At 67.4% G+C, this 17985-nt stretch carries 15 protein-coding genes; 12 read left to right on the plus strand and 3 right to left on the minus strand.

All coding sequences use genetic code 11. The annotated features are described in order from the left end of the window. The first annotated feature begins 40 nt into the window (after positions 1 to 40). Both ACOFKW_RS05920 and ACOFKW_RS05925 read left to right on the plus strand, forming a co-directional pair. Positions 41 to 1099 carry a cupin domain-containing protein gene (locus tag ACOFKW_RS05920; protein WP_419816415.1) on the plus strand — a complete coding sequence of 353 codons (1059 nt, stop codon included), beginning with the start codon at positions 41 to 43 and terminating at the stop codon, positions 1097 to 1099. A 133-nt stretch (positions 1100 to 1232) separates the two neighbouring features. Beyond that, positions 1233 to 1862, plus strand: a complete 630-nt coding sequence (locus ACOFKW_RS05925; protein ID WP_419816416.1) for a YceI family protein — start codon at positions 1233 to 1235, stop codon at positions 1860 to 1862. An 8-nt stretch (positions 1863 to 1870) separates the two neighbouring features. Here the strand turns inward: ACOFKW_RS05925 and ACOFKW_RS05930 are convergent, their stop codons facing one another. Then, positions 1871 to 2911 carry an aldo/keto reductase gene (locus ACOFKW_RS05930; protein WP_419816417.1) on the minus strand — a complete coding sequence of 347 codons (1041 nt, stop codon included), beginning with the start codon at positions 2909 to 2911 and terminating at the stop codon, positions 1871 to 1873. A 388-nt stretch (positions 2912 to 3299) separates the two neighbouring features. On the opposite strand from ACOFKW_RS05930, the gene ACOFKW_RS05935 reads away from it, so the two are divergent. Genes ACOFKW_RS05935 through ACOFKW_RS05960 form a run of 6 tightly spaced genes read left to right on the plus strand, consistent with a single transcriptional unit; the run spans position 3300 to position 13637 of the window. After that, positions 3300 to 3659, plus strand: coding sequence for a hypothetical protein (locus ACOFKW_RS05935; RefSeq protein WP_419816418.1), 360 nt, complete (start codon positions 3300 to 3302; stop codon positions 3657 to 3659). Next, complete coding sequence (locus tag ACOFKW_RS05940; RefSeq protein ID WP_419816419.1) at positions 3656 to 4381, plus strand: cellulose synthase operon protein YhjQ/BcsQ; 726 nt, start codon at positions 3656 to 3658, stop codon at positions 4379 to 4381. The genes ACOFKW_RS05935 and ACOFKW_RS05940 overlap by 4 nt, the downstream gene beginning before the upstream one ends. Before the next feature lie 44 nt (positions 4382 to 4425). After that, positions 4426 to 8787 carry a UDP-forming cellulose synthase catalytic subunit gene (gene bcsA / locus ACOFKW_RS05945; protein ID WP_419816881.1) on the plus strand — a complete coding sequence of 1454 codons (4362 nt, stop codon included), beginning with the start codon at positions 4426 to 4428 and terminating at the stop codon, positions 8785 to 8787. After that, the gene (locus ACOFKW_RS05950; RefSeq protein WP_419816420.1) at positions 8784 to 12110 is read left to right on the plus strand and encodes a cellulose synthase subunit BcsC-related outer membrane protein; all 3327 of its coding nucleotides are present in this window, start codon (positions 8784 to 8786) and stop codon (positions 12108 to 12110) included. The genes bcsA and ACOFKW_RS05950 overlap by 4 nt, the downstream gene beginning before the upstream one ends. After that, positions 12110 to 12565: a cellulose biosynthesis protein BcsD gene (gene bcsD, locus ACOFKW_RS05955; RefSeq protein ID WP_419816421.1), complete on the plus strand. Its 456-nt coding sequence runs from the start codon at positions 12110 to 12112 to the stop codon at positions 12563 to 12565. Before ACOFKW_RS05950 ends, bcsD begins: the two co-directional genes overlap by 1 nt. Continuing rightward, a complete protein-coding gene (locus ACOFKW_RS05960; protein ID WP_419816422.1) occupies positions 12555 to 13637 on the plus strand; it encodes a glycosyl hydrolase family 8 in 1083 nt (360 codons plus the stop codon). The genes bcsD and ACOFKW_RS05960 overlap by 11 nt, the downstream gene beginning before the upstream one ends. A 10-nt stretch (positions 13638 to 13647) precedes the next feature. Here ACOFKW_RS05960 and ACOFKW_RS05965 read toward each other — a convergent pair whose 3' ends face one another. Both ACOFKW_RS05965 and ACOFKW_RS05970 read right to left on the minus strand, forming a co-directional pair. Beyond that, complete coding sequence (locus ACOFKW_RS05965; protein WP_419816423.1) at positions 13648 to 15306, minus strand: alkaline phosphatase family protein; 1659 nt, start codon at positions 15304 to 15306, stop codon at positions 13648 to 13650. A gap of 96 nt (positions 15307 to 15402) precedes the next feature. Continuing rightward, positions 15403 to 15858, minus strand: a complete 456-nt coding sequence (locus ACOFKW_RS05970; RefSeq protein ID WP_419816424.1) for a MarR family winged helix-turn-helix transcriptional regulator — start codon at positions 15856 to 15858, stop codon at positions 15403 to 15405. Positions 15859 to 15951: 93 nt separating this feature from the next. Here ACOFKW_RS05970 and ACOFKW_RS05975 point away from each other — a divergent pair, with 93 nt between their 5' ends. From ACOFKW_RS05975 to ACOFKW_RS05990, 4 genes are read left to right on the plus strand one after another with little or no spacing between them, the layout of a single operon-like run. After that, complete coding sequence (locus tag ACOFKW_RS05975) at positions 15952 to 16401, plus strand: VOC family protein (RefSeq protein ID WP_419816425.1); 450 nt, start codon at positions 15952 to 15954, stop codon at positions 16399 to 16401. Next, positions 16398 to 16757 (plus strand): DUF1428 domain-containing protein, encoded by a 360-nt coding sequence (locus ACOFKW_RS05980; RefSeq protein ID WP_419816426.1) that lies wholly within the window; start codon positions 16398 to 16400, stop codon positions 16755 to 16757. The genes ACOFKW_RS05975 and ACOFKW_RS05980 overlap by 4 nt, the downstream gene beginning before the upstream one ends. Before the next feature lie 2 nt (positions 16758 to 16759). Beyond that, positions 16760 to 17509 (plus strand): VOC family protein, encoded by a 750-nt coding sequence (locus ACOFKW_RS05985; protein WP_419816427.1) that lies wholly within the window; start codon positions 16760 to 16762, stop codon positions 17507 to 17509. Continuing rightward, a complete protein-coding gene (locus ACOFKW_RS05990; protein WP_419816428.1) occupies positions 17506 to 17985 on the plus strand; it encodes a VOC family protein in 480 nt (159 codons plus the stop codon). Before ACOFKW_RS05985 ends, ACOFKW_RS05990 begins: the two co-directional genes overlap by 4 nt.

A 17985-nucleotide genomic window follows, 5' to 3' on the forward strand; every position in this document is an offset into this window, starting at 1 on the left:
CGGCCGCGTTGACCCTCGCCTTCCAATCAGGAGAGAGAGAATGATCGCTCAAGCCTTTCGACGAGTGCTTATCCTGACGAGCGCGGCGGCCGTTAGCCTGGCGTCCGCATCTTCCGGCCTGTCCCAGACGCCACCGGTCGGTGCAGCGCCGCCGGCGGGTGCCGCAACGCCGGCGCCCCGGCTGCCGCCCGAATTGTGGTGGGTGGAGAAGACCCAGGGTGGTGTCTATCACGCGCCGATGCGGCCGTTGTGGCGGCTGGCCGACCTGAAGAAGATGCATCAGGGCCAGAGCAATTGGCAGCAGCAGATCATCAAGGACCCCGAGCAGGACGCGACCTATAACTCCGCCGCACCCGGCAGCAAGTTCGGGGCGCGCATCCATCCCGACACGCCGACGGTGTTCGTGGTGCTCGCGGGCGAACTGCACATGAATGTCGAGGGCCAGCAGCCGATCACGGCGACGCGTGGGTCGATCGTCAACATTATGAAAACCACCGTGTTCTCCTTCGAGGCGGCGGGCAGCGACAATGCGCTGTGGGTCGAGGTGAACCCGACGAACTACAAGACGCTGTACCCGGCTGCCGATCCCGCGCCAAAGGCTCTGGCCGGTGGCAAGGTGATCAAGGTCTCGTTCGGTCATCGACCGGCTGCCTACACTGCGCCGAACCAGCTCCACTGGAACCTGTTCGAGGGAATCGCGCGCTGCGAGCGGATGAGCACCAAGGTGATGGACGATCATCTGTTCGCCAGTCCGTTGCTGGGCTACGTCAATCCAGCCGACAACAAGTGTCCGACGGGGCGCGGCAATGTCGGCAACGCGCCACTGCCGGGAGCGCCTGCCAACCCGGTTAAGTTCAACGCGCGTTCGGACTTCGGTCACATGCACGCCGGGCCAGCCGAATGGTGGATCGTCCAGGTCGGCAAGATCAGCGGCAAGTTCGAGAACCAGGGCGAGTTCCACGCCGAAGAGGGCGATGTCCTCTATGCCGCACCGATGATGTGGCACCAGATGGCGGCCGAGGCGGCGTCGGGACCATCGGTTCGCCTCGCGATGGGCGGCTACGAGCTGATCAACATGGGCAATACGTCGGCGCCATGACCGGGACGCGAGCGTAATTTCAGTCGGCGGCGGGCTGGAGTACGCTCTCCGGCTCTGACACAATACGCCGGTAGACGACCTGGGGATGGGAGTGCGCGTCCCGCTTATCCAACGCCGAACGGGGAGAGACACGATGAAATCTTTGATCGCGCTGACCACTGCAATGCTGCTCGCCTATCCGGCCCTGGCGCAGGCGCCTGCCGCCGGAGCACCGCCGCGTCCCTCGGCCAGCAAGGACCCAACCAGCGCGCCCGCGGGCAATTACACGCTCGACGCGCGCCACGCCTCGATCATCGCCCGGGTCGGCCATATGGGTGGCGTCTCGTTCAGCACCTTCCGCTTCGACAAGTCGTCAGGCACGCTGGTCTGGAACGGTGCGAAGCCCGAGGCGAGCCAGCTTTCGATTACCGTCGACATGACGTCGATCAACTCGCCGGTACCGAACTTCGCCAGTGAGTTGATCGGCGACCGCTTTCTCAAGACGGGTCAGTTTCCGAACGCGAAGTTCGTCTCCACCTCGGTCCAGCGTACCGGCCCGACGACCGGCAAGATCGCGGGCAACATGACCTTCATGGGCGTGACCAAGCCGATGACGATCGATGCGACACTGGTCGGAACCGGCACCAATCGCCAGGGCCCGGTGATCGGCTTCTCGGGCGAGGCGCATTTCAAGCGGTCCGACTTCGGCTTCTCGTCGATGGTCGGTCCGATCGCCGACGACATCCAGCTGGTCATCGACGTCGAGTTCGACAAGGCCGCCTGACCGGGTTCTCAGCCCGGCGTCGGAGCGTCGGCGGGAATCAACCGCTCGTGCTTCAGCTCCTGCCAGACCGCGGCGGGCACCGTCGCGGTCATCAGGCGCGCATTCTCCAGGACCTTCTCGGGTCGCTTGGCGCCCGGGATGATCGCGGCGACGACCGGATGGGCAGCGCAGAACTGCAGCGCCGCCGAGCGGATGTCGGCGCCGTGGCGTGCACAGATGGCGGCGATGCGGTCGCGCTTGGCGACCATCTCGGGCGATGCCTCGGAATATTCGAACGTCCGGCCGCCGGCGAGCAGCCCTGAATTATAAGGTCCGCCGACGACCACGTTGACGCCGCGTTCCGCGCACATCGGGAACAGCCGGTCGAGCGCCGGTTGGTTGAGCAGGCTGTAGCGACCGGCGAGCAGGAAGACGTCGGGATCGGCCTGCTCCAGCGCGCGGACGCACGGCTCGGTCAGGTTGACGCCCAGGCCCCAGCCCTTGATCACGCCCTGGTCGCGCAGGGTCGTCAGGGCCCGGAACGCGCCGGTACGCGCCACCTCGAACTGTTCCTCCCAGGCGTCGCCGAGCTGGTCTGCGGCAAGGTCGTGGACAAAGGCGACGTCGATTTGGGCCAGGCCGAGGCGCTGATAGCTGTCCTCGATCGACCGCATGACCGCATCGTAGGAATAATCGCTTTCCACCCGGAACGGCAGGCCGTGGACGAAGGGCCCGTTGTCCGGGCAACTCGGGTCTGGACGCAGCATCCGCCCGACCTTGGTCGACAGCACAAAGTCATCGCGCTCGTAGCGTCGAAGCACATTGCCGAAGCGATGCTCGGACAGGCCGCTGCCATAGTGCGGCGCGGTATCGAAGTAGCGGACGCCGCTGTCCCAGGCAGCGGTCAGTGCAGCGGCGGCAGTCTCCTCGTCGACCACGTCGAACATGTTGCCCAGCGGTGCACCGCCGAAGCCGAGCGGACCGGGAGGGGCGAAGTGGGTCATGATACCGTCCTTGATGACGAAGGTGGTGCGTTGGCGTCGCGGCTTGCCGGGTGAACCCGTGCTCATGCCTTTTGTTCACCGGCGCTGCCAGGCGCGTTTCGGAGTTGCCGTCTTCTCGACGGCCAGCCGATTCGGCTACGGCGGTGGGAATTGGCCAATGATTCGTGCAAGATCAGGCGCGGCCACCCGTCCCGGCACTGGTGTCGACATGATTGCAATGCTTGCGATCGGCGATCTGGAAACCGTTCGTTAGCAATGGTCACCAATGATCGGAAAAAATCGCTCCCAACAGTGATCGAACAGGTTCTGCGCCCAAGCTCTTAGTAACTTAGATAGAATTTTATGGCAGTTATCCAATAGCGCGGAAGGATGATTGACACGTGTTAATAGATCATCGCTGCGTAACGATCGGTTGCTAGTCTAATATTCATCGGGCCGATAGCGGGGTGGCGTAATGCGGCAAGACACAAAGGTTCTGCTCAACCGTCTTGGTCAGGAGACATTCAAGTATTACGACTTCGAAAGTCCTTCGGCGGATACAGATGTCTGGCCGATGTTCGAAGCCTTGCTTCTCGATGAGCGTGTCGTTGGTCCTACCGCTCGCCACGCCGGGCCGGGGCAGGTCGCACCCGAGGTGCAAAATCCTGCGCCGCAACCAGTCCAGGAGCGTAGTAGCGAGCGCGTGACGCCGGCTGTGGTCGCGTCGGCGGGCCAGCGCGGCCTGTTCGGCCACTATGAGCCCGTGGGCGTCCCGGAGGATCGCGGCGAGAGTGTTCGCGAATTGCTCGGACGACTGGCGACGCCGGCGCGATGACCCTGATCCTCGTCCACTCGCCCAAGGGCGGCGTCGGATCGACCTTCATCACCGCGCAACTGGCCATCGGGCTGGCGCAGCGCGGGCAGGAGGTTGCTGCGATCGACTGCACTTACCAGGACTCGCTCAAGCTGCATTTCGGACTGCGCCCGTCGCACCAGCTGGCGAACGTCGGCGGCGACGAATCGCGAGCCCTGGTGGCGTCCGGCGTCGCCTTGATGAACGGGCACGCGCTGAGCCGCACCGGCCGGACTGACGACGAGCCGCCCGAGATCGACCAAGCGCTGTTTCCCGAGGCCCGGGTGACCATCGTCGATGTCGCGGCCGGCGACCATAACCTCAAGGACCGGCTGATGCCGTTCGCCACGCTGCACGTCTGCGTGCTGCTGCCGACGCCGGCGTCGCTGTCGGTGCTGCCGCGCATCGAGGTCGGGACGCCGGCGGTGTCGCTGCCCAAGACGGTGTTCGTCCTCAACCAGATCGACGAGCGGCTGCGGCTGTCGCGGCACACCCAGAAATTCGTCCGTGAGCTTTTTCACGGCGCGCTGATCGGCACGGTCCGGCGCGACGAGGCGGTCAACGAGGCGCTGGCGATGTTCGAGCCGATCCCGCGTTTCGCACCCGCCAGCGTCGTTCTTTCCGACCTGACCACGCTGATCGATGCCGTCGAGAGCCGGTGCGGGCTGGCTGTCGACGTGCCCGAACTGGTGGGCAGCGAGTGAGCGCGAACGCGACGGTCGCAGCGTCGGGCAGCGATCCCAAGTCGATCCTCAAGTCCTTCGGGACGGGCCTGGCCGTGGTCGCGGTCGTGGTGCTGGCGATCCTCATCATCTCGGTCCCGCTCGACCTGACCTCGCAGTGGCTGTTCGCCGGCGCGACGATCGTGGGCACGATCCTGCTCAACCGGATCGACGACCGCCGCACGACGCTGGTCATCGCCATTCTGTCGGTGATCATCTCGACGCGGTACATGGTGTGGCGGACGACGCACACGCTGGAGTTCCAGTCGGTGCCCGAGTTCGTGCTCGGCGCCGGCCTGTATCTCGCCGAGGCCTATGCCTGGGTGATCCTGCTGCTCGGCGTGCTCCAGACCGGCTGGCCGCTGCACCGTCCGATCGTCCAGATCGAGGGCGGCACCGCGACCTGGCCGCTGGTCGACATCTATGTGCCGACCTACAACGAGAGCCTCGATATCGTCCGCAACACCGTGTTCGCCGCGCAGGACATGGATTATCCCGCGGATCGCTTTCGGGTCTACATCCTCGACGACGGCCGCCGGCCCGAGTTTCGCGCCTTCGCCCGCCTGGCCGGCTGCGGCTACCTGACCCGTGCCGACAACCTTCATGCCAAGGCGGGCAACCTCAACGCCGCGATGAAGAAGACCGATGGCGAGCTCATCGCGATCTTCGACTGCGACCATGTCCCGACCCGCGCCTTCCTGCAGCTGACGGTCGGCTGGTTCCAGAAGGACCCCAAGCTGGCGCTGCTGCAGACCCCGCACCATTTCTATTCGTCGGATCCGGTCCAGCGGAACCTCAACCCGGTGCGCGACATGCCCGGAGAGGGCGAGCTGTTCTACAATGCCGTGCAGAGCGGCAACGACCTGTGGAACGCGACGTTCTTCTGCGGCAGTTGCGCGATCATCCGGCGCACGGCGCTGAGCCAGACCAACGGCTTTGCCGGCGAGACGGTGACCGAGGATGCCCATACCGCGCTGAAGCTGCAGCGGATGGGCTGGAACACCGCATATATCAACATCCGCCTGTCCGCCGGGCTCGCGACCGAGCGGCTGATCCTCCACATCGGCCAGCGCATCCGCTGGGCGCGCGGCATGACGCAGATTTTCCGCATCGACAATCCGCTGCTCGGGCGCGGCCTGAACTGGCAGCAGCGGCTTTGTTACCTGAATGCGATGCTGCACTTCCAGTTTCCGCTGCCGCGCATCGTCTTCCTGACCTCGCCGCTGGCCTATCTCCTCGCCGGGCAGAACATCATCCACGCCTCGGCGTCGCTGATCTTTGCCTATGCGCTGCCGCACCTGTTCGTCTCGATGGCTTCGAGCACGCGCATCCAGGGCGGCGACCGGCGTCCCTTCTGGGGTGAAATCTACGAGACGCTGCTGGCCTTCCATCTCGTCAGGCCGACGCTCTACACTCTGATCAACCCGCACAAGGGCAAGTTCAACGTGACCGACAAGGGCAGCCTGCTCGACAAGAACTACTTCGATTTCCAGACCGTCCGACCGCACCTGATCACGCTCGGTCTGCTCGCGGCGGGCATCGTGCTGGCGGTCGGGAAAAGCTTTTTCCCGCAGACGTTCGGGGTGCATTACGACACGCTGCTGCTCAACACCGCCTGGGCCGGTTTCAGCATGTTGATCCTGCTGGCGGCCATCGCCGTGGCCCGCGAGCGGCGACAGATCCGCTCCGACATCCGCATCGAAGTCGACATGCCGGTCAGCATCTATTTCACCGATGGCTATGTCGCCGACGGGCGCACCGTGGACGTCTCGATGGGCGGCCTGTCGGTCAAGCTGCCGGTCGGCACCGCGGTCCACGAGCGCGGCATCAGCGACATCTCGCTGCCGATGGGCGACGAGACGCTGACGCTGCCGGCGGCGATGATCCGGATGGACGGGCTGCTCGGTCGCATCATCTTCCAGCCGCTCGAGACCGAACAGCTGCGCCAGCTCGTGCGCGCCGTGATGGGGCGCTCCGATGCGTGGCAGCCGGCGCACGCGCACGAGGCGGTGTCGGGCCTGCGCTCGGTCCGTGACATCGCCATCGTCGCGGCGGCCACGCTGCGGGCGATCTTCCGCTACATGTTCGGCTGGCGCCGGCGCCCTCGGGCGGCCGCTGCCAAGATCGCCGGACCCGCCGTGGCGGCAGCCGCCGTCTTCGCGATGTGCCTCGGCGGACAGTCGAGCCCGGTGCGCGCCCAGCCTGCCGGCGCGGTCGCCGCCGGTCCCACAGCCGCCATCCCAGCGGCAGCGGCAGCGCCGACCGCGGCGACGCACTCGCTTCGCCTGTCGTTGAAGGACCTCCAGGTCAGGAGCCCGATCCGGCTGGCGGGCACGCGCGGCGAGTTCGGCATTCCGTTCGGCATGCGCCGCGACGGCGTCGTCACGGCGGCGACCCTGACGCTGAACTTCGCCTATTCGCCCGCCATGCTCGGCGACCTCAGCCAGCTTGTCGTCATGCTCAACGGCGAGGTCGTCCGGACCCTGCAGTTGCAGCCCGATGGCGCGGGCGGCCAGCAGGTCGCGATCCCGGTCAATCCGGCGCTGTTCCTGGTCGGCGACAACTCGCTCAATATCCGCCTCGTCGGCCATTACACCCGCGACTGCGAGGATTCATTCAGCTCGGCGCTATGGGCGAATGTCAGCAACGTGCGGTCGTTCCTAGACCTGACCATCCAGCCGCTGTCGATGAAGCCGGAGCTGGGGCGCCTGCCGGCACCGTTCTTCGATCGCTATTCGCCGGGTCCGCTGAACCTGCCCTTCGTCTTTGCGGGGTCGCCGACCAACGGCGAGATGGAGGCGTCGGCGACGCTCGCATCATGGTTCGGTGCGCAGGCAAGCTATCGCCGGTTCACCTTCCGCCCGTACTTCAACCAGCTGCCGAAGGGCGATGCGGTAGTATTCATGACGCGCTCGCGTCCGATCGCCGGGCTCCCCGCCGAGGTCACCGGGTCGTCCGTCGCGGTGATGGTCAATCCCGCCGACCCGTCGGGACAGTTGCTGGTCATCATGGGCCGCGACGATCGCGAACTGAAACAGGCGGCGGCAGCGCTGGCGACCGAGCGCGGGCTGTTCGCGGGCCAGAAGGTCTCGACCGCCGATGCGCGCATTCCGTCCTACGGGGCCTATGGCGCGCGGCGCTGGCTGCGCACCGACCGCCCGGTCAAGCTCGGCGAGCTGGTGAATCCGAACACGCTTCAGGGCATCGGGCTGCCGCCCGGTCCGCTGACCACCGCCTTCCGGTCGGCCCCGGACCTGTTCTTCTGGCCCAGCCAGGGCGGTACGCTGAACCTGCGTTATCGCTATCCAGGTGCGCCGTGGCTCAGCAAGGAGGCGTCGCGGCTCGATGTCTCGATCAACGGCCAATATCTGCGGACGCTGGGCTTTGCCGGCGCGCCGTGGTGGAACCGCTGGATCGGCGCCACCGAGACGGCGACGACGACGTCGCAGGCCAATGTCCTGATCCCCAACTATAATCTGTTCGGCCAGAACGAGCTGACGTTCGACTATAACCTGGCGCTGGCGAACCAGAAGCGCTGCACCAGCGTCCTGCCGGAGAATGTCCGGACCAGCATCCTGCCCGACAGCACGATCGACCTGACCAACACGCATCACGCGGCGCGCATGCCCGACCTCGCGACCTTCGCCGGGGCAGGCTATCCGTTCACCATCTATCCCGACCTGGCGCAGACCGCGGTGCTGGTCCAGCCGAACGCCGGGCCCGACGTCGTGGAGACCTTCCTCGAGATCATGGGCCGTTTCGGTGACTCGACCGGGGTGCCAGCCAGCGCCGTCACGGTGACGCGTACCGCAGACGGCGAGCAACTGGACGGCAAGGACATCCTGGTCATCGGCACCGTCGACATCGCCCGTGGCGGTCCGTTGTTCGCCGAGGCACCGCTGCGCTTTGCCGACGGACGGTTCCAGGTCACCCAGCGCACCCTGCTGCAGCGCGCGTTCTACAGTGTCTCGCCGTACGAGCGGAACCCGGCGTCTGCAGTCAACGGCTTCCTGTACAGCACCGCGACCTTCACCGGCATCACCAGCTTCGAATCGCCGTTCAGCCCCTCCCGCACCGTCGTCGCGGTGCTGGCGACCGATCCGGTGACGCTGCCGCAGATGATCGCCGGCTTCAGCGAGGTGAAGGTCAACGCGCAGGTCCAGGGCGATCTGTCGGTGGTCGTCGGCGACGGCATGAGCAGCTTTGCGGTCGGCGACGGCTATTGGGTCGGCGCGCTGCCGATGTGGCTCAGCACCGCCTATTGGCTCAGCCAGCACCCGTTGCTGATGGCGCTCGGCGGCCTGTTCCTCGCGGTGCTGCTGTCCTACCCGATGTTCCGCTTACTCAAACGACAGGAACGCAAGCGCCTGCAGGCGGCCGAACGATGACGCGCGGTTTTTACCTCGGCGTCGCGTCGCTGGCCCTGCTGTCCACCGCGGTTGGCGCTCACGCTCAGGTTGCGGGTGTCCAAACGCTGCTCAGCCAGGCCGCCTATTGGCAGGGCAAGGGGCGGCAGGACCTCGCCAACCAGGCGTACCGCCGCGTGCTGGCGATCGACCCGGCGAACGCGGCGGCGCGTCGCGGCTTGAACGGACCGACGCCTGCGCCTGCACCTGCGGCTACCAAGCCGCCTGCGGTGAAGCCGACACCTGCTACGCCCGTCGTGCGTGCGCCGGTCCAGCGCCCGGTCGCCGTGGCGACGCCGGCGCCAAAGCCGGTGCCTGCTCCACGGCCGTCACCCCCCGCCGATGTTGCCGGCGACAGCCGTACCGCCGGCTTCAGGCAACTCAACGCCAACGACCTGGAGGGCGCGACGCGCGGCTTCCGCCGGGCGCTGGCGCTGCGCCCGAACGATGCCGACGCGCTGGGCGGCATGGGGATCGTCAAGCTGCGGCAGAAGCAGTTCGCCGAGGCGCGCGATTACCTGACCCGGGCGTCGGCGCGCGGACCGGCGGCGCGATGGGCCGAGGCACTGTCCTCGGCGCGCTTCTATGCCGGGCTCGACGAAGCCCGCGCGGCACAATCGTCCGGCCGCATCGACGAGGCCCAGAAGATCGCCGAGGACCTGTCGAATTCGGACTCGCCGCAACGCGGACCGGCGCTCGAACTGCTCGCCAGCATCTACGAGACCAAGGGCCATTTCGCCGAAGCCGCAGCCCTGTACCAGACGGCGGCCAAGCTGGGCGGCACCGCCCCGGCGTCGGTGGCGGGGAACGAGCGCCGTGCCACCCGGGCGCAGGCGATGCAGGCGGCGGCGGCGCGCAACGACAGCGAGGCGGAGCGGCTGTTCCAGCTCGGGCTGATGGAAAGCCCCGGCGATCCGTGGATCCGCTATGACTATGCGCGCTTCCTCGACCAGCGCGGCCGGCGCGGGGAGGTATTGTCGATCATCTCGGCGCTGCCCCAACTGTCGGGCCCCGAGCCGCTGTACGCCGCCGCGCTGCTGAGCAGCCAGATCGGCCGCGACGTCGCCGCCGATACGCTGATGGCGCGCATCCCGGAAGGGCAGCGCACGGCGGAAATGCGCGGCTTTGCGGCGGGTCTCAAGATCGATGCGGCGGTCGCGCGCGGCAAGATGCTGGCGGCGCGAGGCGAGGCACCCGAGGCGATCGCCGCGCTCGGCAAGTTCGCCCGGACACCCGGCCTGACGATGGCCAAGCAGGGCCAGATCGCAGGCGGCCTGCTCGAACTCGGCGACAAGGCAGGGGCAGCGGCGCTCGCCCAGCAGGCGCTCGCCAGCGGCTCGTCCAATGCCGCGGATTACGAGGGGATCATCCGCGTCCTCGCCCAGACCGGGCAGGACGGTCTGGCCACTGCAGCGGTCCAGAAGGCCGCGACTGCGGCTGGAACGCTGGGCGGTGGCGAGCGCACCGTGGCACGGCTCAACGGCATCGTCGTCGTCGCACAGGCCGACCGCATGCGTGAGGAGGGGCAGTACGCGCCCGCCTTCGACCTGCTCCAGGGGGCATGGCAGGCGTCGCCCGGCAACACCGACATCCTCGGCGCATTGGCGCGGCTGTACCAGTCGGGCGGGCTACTGCCGCAAGCCGCGCAGACCTTCCAGCTCGTGCTGAAGGAGGCGCCGACCGACAAGGGCGCGCTGATCGGCCTGATCGATACCGCGGGCAGCACCGGCGACTATGCCCTTGCCCGCCAGGCGCTCGACCGCGCCGTCAGGCTCGATCCGAACGATTATGCGACGTATCTCGCGGCAGCGCGGATGGAGCGTTCGCGCGGCGACGAGGGCGCTTCGTCCCGTTATCTGAAGCGCGCGCGCGAGCTCTACCTCCAGCAGACGCAGGCGAGCGGCGGCGGCTTCGCCTCGACCAACCCTTTCGCTGCTTCGACCGGCAGCGGCGCGACGCTGGCCAGCGCACCGGTCAACCCGTTCGACCTGGGCCGGTCATCGGGCCGCCAGTCGCGCCTGCCCGATGTCCCGGCCGGCGCCGCGGGCTTCGACCGCCTCGGCGAACTGCCGGGCACGCTGCCACGAGGTGGCTCGCAGCCACGGGACGACGATCGGCCACAGCGGCGTGTCGCGATCGGCGACCCGGTACTGCAGTCGATCTCCGACGACCTCGAGTCACTCGCCTCGAACAGCGGCACGCGCGCCGACGTCAAGACCGAGTACCGCCAGCGCAGCGGCGAGGTCGGGTTGAGCAAGTCCCAGACCGTCAGCGGCACTGCCGAACTGTCGACCGGGTTAGCCGGCGGGCGAGTCTCCGCCAGCGCCACCGCGCTCGCCATCGATGCCGGGCGTCCGGTCGGCTCCGGCCTCGCGCGCTTCGGTCGCAACGCCACCCGCGAAGCGGAGGGCATCGTCGCGGCAAAGGCCTCGGAGCTGGTCGCCGCCGACACCCAGCAGGCCTCCGGCGTCGCGGTGTCGGCGGGCTATTCCAACGGCTTCGTCAAGGCCGACGTCGGCACCACGCCGCTCGGCTTCGGCAAGACCGGCATCGTCGGCGGCGTCACCCTGAGCCCGCGGCTGTCGCCCTCGGTCACTGCCAAGGTCTGGGCGGAGCGCCGCCCGGTCGAAGACAGCGTCGTCGCCTATGCCGGCACCCGCGATCCGGTCAGCGGCGATTTCTGGGGCGCGGTGAGGCGCGCCGGCGGCGGTGCATCGATGTCCTACGATGTTGGCGGCACCGGGGTTTACGCCGACGGCTCCTACTACGCCTACAAGGGCAGCAACGTCCGCTCCAACCACGGCATCCAGGCCAATGTCGGCGGCTACACCCGCGTCTACCGCAACCGCAACTCGACGCTCAGCATCGGCATCAACGGCAATTACCAGGACTATGCCAACGACCAGAACTACTTCACCTATGGCCAAGGCGGCTATTTCAGCCCGCAGAGCTTCCTCAGCATCAGCTTCCCGGTGCATTACAACCTGCGCCAGCCGGGCGGCTTCGAAGTCGATGTCAACGCCGCGCCGGGCTATCAAAGCTACAACCAGCAATCGACCGCGCTGTACCCGACCGACACCACGGCACAGGCGCGACTGGATGCGCTCAAAGCGCTCAATAACGACGTGCGCTCGCGCTTCGACAGCATCAGCCAGACCGGCTTCGGCCTCGCGGCGGGAGGATCGGTCTATTACCCGCTCAACCCGCGCATGAAAGTCGGCGGCGAGGCGAACTACAACACTTTCGGTGCCTATAACGAGTTCAGGGGCTCTGTCGGCATCAAGCAGGTTCTGGGAGGAAACTGATGAGTCTCGCCATGATACGGTCGGGTGCAAACGACCTCGACGCCTGGGGCGGCAGGCCCTCGGCGCTCGAATCGTTGCTTACCGAGGAGATCTTCGCGCAGGCGACGGAGGAGCAGGGACTCAGCTTCTTTGCCGCCGTCGGGGCCCGCATCGCGGCGCGGCATCACCTGCCCGAGAACGCCGGGCTGGTCGAGCTGGAGGTGGCGATCAACCATGTCTGGCAGGAGCTCGGCCTCGGGCGCGTTGCACTGACCATGGCGCCCGACGGAATCGCCATCGACCATCAGGGCGGCACCGGCGGCGGCGCGGCACGGTCGGAAGAATGGCCGCGGGCGGCGGCATCGATGTTGCAGGGCGCCTATGCCGCGTGGTTCCAGGCGATCGGCGGCGCCACCCTCAGCACGCGGCTGGTCAAACAGACCAAGGATCGCATCGTCCTGCACCATGGACTTTGATCGCCGCGCGCTGTTGCTGGCGACGTCGCTGTTGCTGACCTCGGGCTGTGCCAAGGCGAACAGCGACACCGTCCGCCAGCCGGACAAGCCCAGAAGGGGAAAGCCCGCCGCTGTGCCTGCAACGCCTGCACCAACTGTCGCTCCGCCCGCGGCCCTGGAAGATTGGCTCCACTTCAAGGCGAGCTACCTGCAGTCGGACGGGCGGATCGTCGACACCGGCAACAACGGCATCAGCCACAGCGAGGGGCAGGGCTATGGCATGTTGTTCGCCGAGCATGCCAACGACCAGGAGGCCTTCAACAGCCTGTCGGGCTGGACCGAGCAGGTCCTCGCGCGCAAGGACGTCGCCCTGTTCTCGTGGCGCTACGCACCCGCCGAAGCGGTCCCGGTCGCCGACACGAACAATGCGACGGACGGCGATATCCTGATCGCCTGGGCGCTGATGCGCGCGCATCGGCGTTGGCACCGGCCCGAATATGGCGCGCGGGCAGCGCAGATCCGCGCGGCGATCTCGGCCAACCTGATCCGTCGCCAGGCGGGGCGGACGCTGCTCCTGCCGGCCCTGACCGGCTTCGTCGCGCCGGGCCGCACGACCGTAAATCCATCCTATTACATCTGGCCGGCGCTCGACCTGTTCCGCAAGGCCGATGGCGCCGCCAGTGGCTGGGCAGCGCTGATCGCCGACGGCGAGCGTCTGGCCGGCGAGACGCGGTTCGGGCCGTCGCGCTTGCCGAGCGACTGGATCGACGTTGCGGATACCGGCGTCGTCGGCCCCGCCGCCGGCAAGCCGCCGCGCTTCGGCTTCGATGCGGTCCGGGTACCGCTGTACCAGACGATGGGCGGCCGTCGGGCGCTGGCGACCGACGCCATCGGCTATTGGCGCAAGCTCGTCGACAGCGGCGCGTCGATCCCGGCCTGGGTCGACGTCGTTACCGGCGAAACCGCGCCCTATGCCTTGTCGGCTGGCGGCATGGCGGTTGTCCGCCGGTTGACGGGCTCGACGGCGGCGGGATCGCAGAACGCGACCCGGGACTATTACTCCGACGCGCTGTCCCTGCTCGCCCAGCTTTGAAATACGGCGGTTACGGCGCCGGGCAGGTGGTCGCGGCGCCACGATCGAGGTCGAGGCAGCGTCCATCGACCTGCGGCGCCGGAATGTGGAGCAGACCTGCCAGGGTCGGCGCGATGTCGACCGTCTCGACCGGCAGCGATTGTTCGAAGCCGCTGGCACCGGGCCACCAGAACAGCATCGGCACGCGGCGGTCGTAGTTCCACGGGCTGCCGTGGCCGCCGACGGTGTCGCCATAGGCCGATGGCGAGCCGCTGGTCGTATAGGGTCGGTAGGCGACCAGTATGTCACCGCTTCGGACGGCGTCGGTGCTTTCGTGGAAACGCTCGAGCAGCGACAGTTCATCTACCGGCGTACCGGGACGGGGCACCGCGGCCATCGCCTCAGCCCTGGTGAAGACCGCGACGACATCGGGCCGGGCGCGCAGCCGCTTGATGGTCGCGGCCTGGATCCGGGCGTTCAACGCCGCATCGGGGCTGCCGAAGCCGACGATGTTGATCTGCTCAGGGTCGCCGGCGAGCGGGACATAGTCGAGGTGAAACTCGGCCTGGATCGCGCGACCGACTTCGTCGACGATGTTGCCGACCGGGCGGGTTGCGGCGAAGCCGCGCTGGGCGGCGCGTTCCGGGGCATCCGAACCACCGTGGTCGGCGCTCAGCACCACTACCACCGGCACCTTCAGCGCCGTCAGCCGGGCAAGGAACACCCCGAGCGCGCGGTCGAGATGGGCGAGCTGGTCGCACATCTCCGGGCCGCCCTGGCCGTAGCGATGGCCGACATAATCGGTGGCGCTCAGGCTGACCGCGAGCAGGTCCGGCGCCGCGCCGCGACCCAGCTTGAAATGGTCGAGGAACTGCGTCGCGAGGTCGAGCGTGATCTGGTCGAAGGCTGGCGAGGCACGCAGATACTTCAGGTTGGCCGGGTCGTTCCAGCTCCCCTCATAGCCCTGCGGTGGCAGCGTGTGCTTGATCGCCAGCGTGCCGAACGTGTCCGTGCCGCCGACGACGCAGCGCTTGTCGATCGGCTTCCAGGCCGGCGGCGTGACGCGCCACCGCTTGATCAGCGCCGCGTTGAATGCTGCCACCGGTGCCAGGCGGGCATCGGCAGTGGTCCCGGCGGGCACGGAGGTGGTGAAGGCGCGCTCGTCGTCCCACCAGAACACGCCGTCGGGATTGTGCCCGGCCATCATGATCGCGGCGCGGTCCTTGCCCGACACGGCATAGACCCGGCTGTGCGGGTCGGCGGCCTTCATCCACTCGCCGAGGGTCGGGACCTTGAGGTTGGCAGGACCGCGCGGCGCAGTCTCGCGGCCCGGCACCGGACCTGCCGGGTCATACACGCAATAGACCTGCGAGCCGACCTCGGGATCGTACCAGTTGTTGGCGATGATGCCGGTAGCGGCGGGATGATGGCCGGTCAGCAGCGTCGAATGTCCGGGGCAGGTCTCGGTCGCTGCATGGCTTTGATAGCCGTTCGGATAGACCACCCCGGAGGCAAGCTGCTTGAGACCGCCGGTGAAGGTCGAGCGATACTGGTCGAACAGCCCGGCGCTGAACTGGTCGATCGAGATGACCACGACGAGGCGCGGCGCCGGCGGTGGTGCTGCCGCGGCGGCGGCAGACAGGCCAAGCGCCAGTGCGGCAGCCGCGATCCGGCGTATTCCATTCAGCATCGACGAACCTCTTGAGCCGCGCACCCGATCTGCGACCAGCGTAGCGCAATGCCATCGGCCAGCGATATTGCAATCGCGTGACCATGGCGGTGAAGCTCAGGCGATCGCCCGCAATGCGGTGCGCAACTGCGTCGCGCCGCCGGGCGACAGGCTGCGCTCGACCTCGCCATGCGTCGCGATCCAGATCGGCGCGGCCTGCGCCAGGACGGCTTGCCCGGCCATAGTCAGCGCCAGCAGGCGGCTGCGGCGGTCGGCGGGATCGGTCGTTACGGTCAGCAGGCCGCGACGCTCCAATGGCTTCAGATTGGCAGTCAGGGTCGTCCGGTCCATCGCCAGCAGCGCCGCCACCGAACCGATCGACGGCGGGTGCGGCCGATTCAGCGAGATCAGCAGCGAGAACTGTCCGCTGGTGATGCCCAGCGGTCGAAACACCTCGTCGAAGCGCCGCGCCAGCGCCCGCGCTGCGCGCTGGGTGTGCAGGCACAGGCAATGGTCGCGCACCAGCAGCGTCGTCTCGAACGCGACATCGTCAAGTTTTGCAGGATTTTTCACTGAATATTTGTGTTGATATCAACGTAATATGTCAATAGGCTTGAGCTACAGATTCGGCACAACCAGACGGACGTGATGCCGCAGGGAGGGACAATGGCCAGGAAGATCTTCGTCAATCTGCCGGTGAGCGACGTCGCAAAGTCGACGACGTTCTACCGCGCCATCGGCGGCAGCTTGAACCCACAGTTCAGCAACGCCGAAACCTCCTCGATGGTCTTTTCCGAGGATGTCACCGTGATGCTGTTGAGCCATGCCCGGTTTAGCGACTTCGCGCCGCGGCCGATCGCAGATGCGCGATCGGCGACTGCAGTGCTGCTGGCCTTTTCGGAGGACAGCCGTGCCGGTGTCGATGCGACCATAGAGGCGGGTGTCGCTGCCGGAGGTCGTGGCGATCCGTCGCCGAGCCAGGATCACGGCTTTATGTACGGCCGCAGCCTCGAGGATCCCGACGGACATGTCCTCGAGTTCATGTGGCTCGATCTGGCCGCGATGAATGCCGCAATGTCGGCATCGACGCCGGCGGCAACAGGAGACGCTCAATGAGCTATATCCAGGGCTTCGTCGTGCCGGTGCCGGTGGCCAACCGCGCCGCGTATCGTGACATGGCGGCCAGTGCGGCGCCGGTGTTCAGGGAGCTCGGCGCCGAGCGTGTCGTCGAGTGCTGGGGTGACGACATCCCCGACGGCAAGGTCACCGACTTCAAGCGCTCGGTGCAGGCGAAAGCCGACGAGACCGTGGTGTTCTCGTGGATCGTCTGGCCCGACAAGGCGACCTGCGAAGCGGCACAGGCGAAGATGATGGCCGACGAGCGCCTTAAGCCGGGCCCGGGTGGCATGCCCTTCGACGGCAAGCGCATGATCTATGGCGGGTTCACACCGCTGTTCGACACGGAGGACTGAGCATGGCGAACTTCATCTGGCACGAGCTGGTGACCCGCGATCCCGACGCCGCAGCCAAATTCTACGGCGCGGTGGTCGGCTGGACGACGCAGGCCTATGACGGCGGTGGCGACTACCGGTTGTTCGTCGCTGATCGCGGCACGGCGGGACTGATGCGCCTCCCCGAAGGGGCCACCGCCGGCTGGGTCGGCTATATCGGCGTTGGCGACGTCGATGCCGAGGCCGAGGCGATCCGCGCTGCCGGGGGTGCCGTACATTTCGGCCCCGAGGATATTCCGACGGTCGGGCGCATCGCCGCCGTCGCCGATCCGCAAGGCGCGACCTACAATCTGATCAAGCCGATCTCGCAGGAGGTGCCGCCGCCGGTGCCGCCCTACACGCCCGGACACGCCGGCTGGTGCGAGCTGGTCACCAGCGACTGGGCCGCGGCTTGGGAATTCTATGCGGCACGCTATGGCTGGACCAAGGATTTCGCCATGGGTATGGGCCCGATGGGGACCTACCAGACCTTTGCCATCGACGGTGTGCAGTCGGGCGGGATGATGAACAGCCCGGTGCCCAAGTCCCCGGCCTGGTTATATTATTTCAACGTCGCCGACATCGACGCGGCCAAGGCGGCGGTCGAGGCGGGCGGCGGGCAGGTGAGCCTTGGCCCGGTCGAGGTGCCCGGCGGCGGCTACATCGTCCAGGGCGTCGATCCGCAAGGTCTCGTCTTTGCCGTCACCGGCCCACGGGTGGAGCAGGCAGCATGACCGTGATCACTCCCTGCCTGTGGTACGATGGCGCCGCCGAGGACGCCGCGAACTTCTACGTCTCGCTGCTGCCGGATTCGCGCATCGACTCCGTCAGCCGGTCGCCGGCCGACAACCCGAGCACGCCGGAAGGCGCGGTGCTGGTCGTCGAGTTCACCCTCGCCGGGCGCCCGTTCCTCGGCCTCAACGGTGGCCCGCATTTCAAGTTCACCGAGGCGATCTCGATGATGATCCATGTCGAGACCCAGGCCGAGATCGACCGGATGTGGGACGCGCTGATCTCGGGTGGTGGCAGTCCGAGCCAGTGCGGCTGGCTCAAGGACCGCTGGGGCCTGTCGTGGCAGGTCACCCCGACGATCATGCCGCGCCTGCTCGGCAATCCCGACCGCGACGCCGCGCGACGGACGATGCAGGCGATGATGGGCATGACCAAGCTCGACATCGCGGCGCTGGAGCGCGCCTTCGCCGGTCACTGA

This window comes from Glacieibacterium sp. (assembly GCF_965200405.1).
Classification (GTDB): domain Bacteria; phylum Pseudomonadota; class Alphaproteobacteria; order Sphingomonadales; family Sphingomonadaceae; genus Glacieibacterium.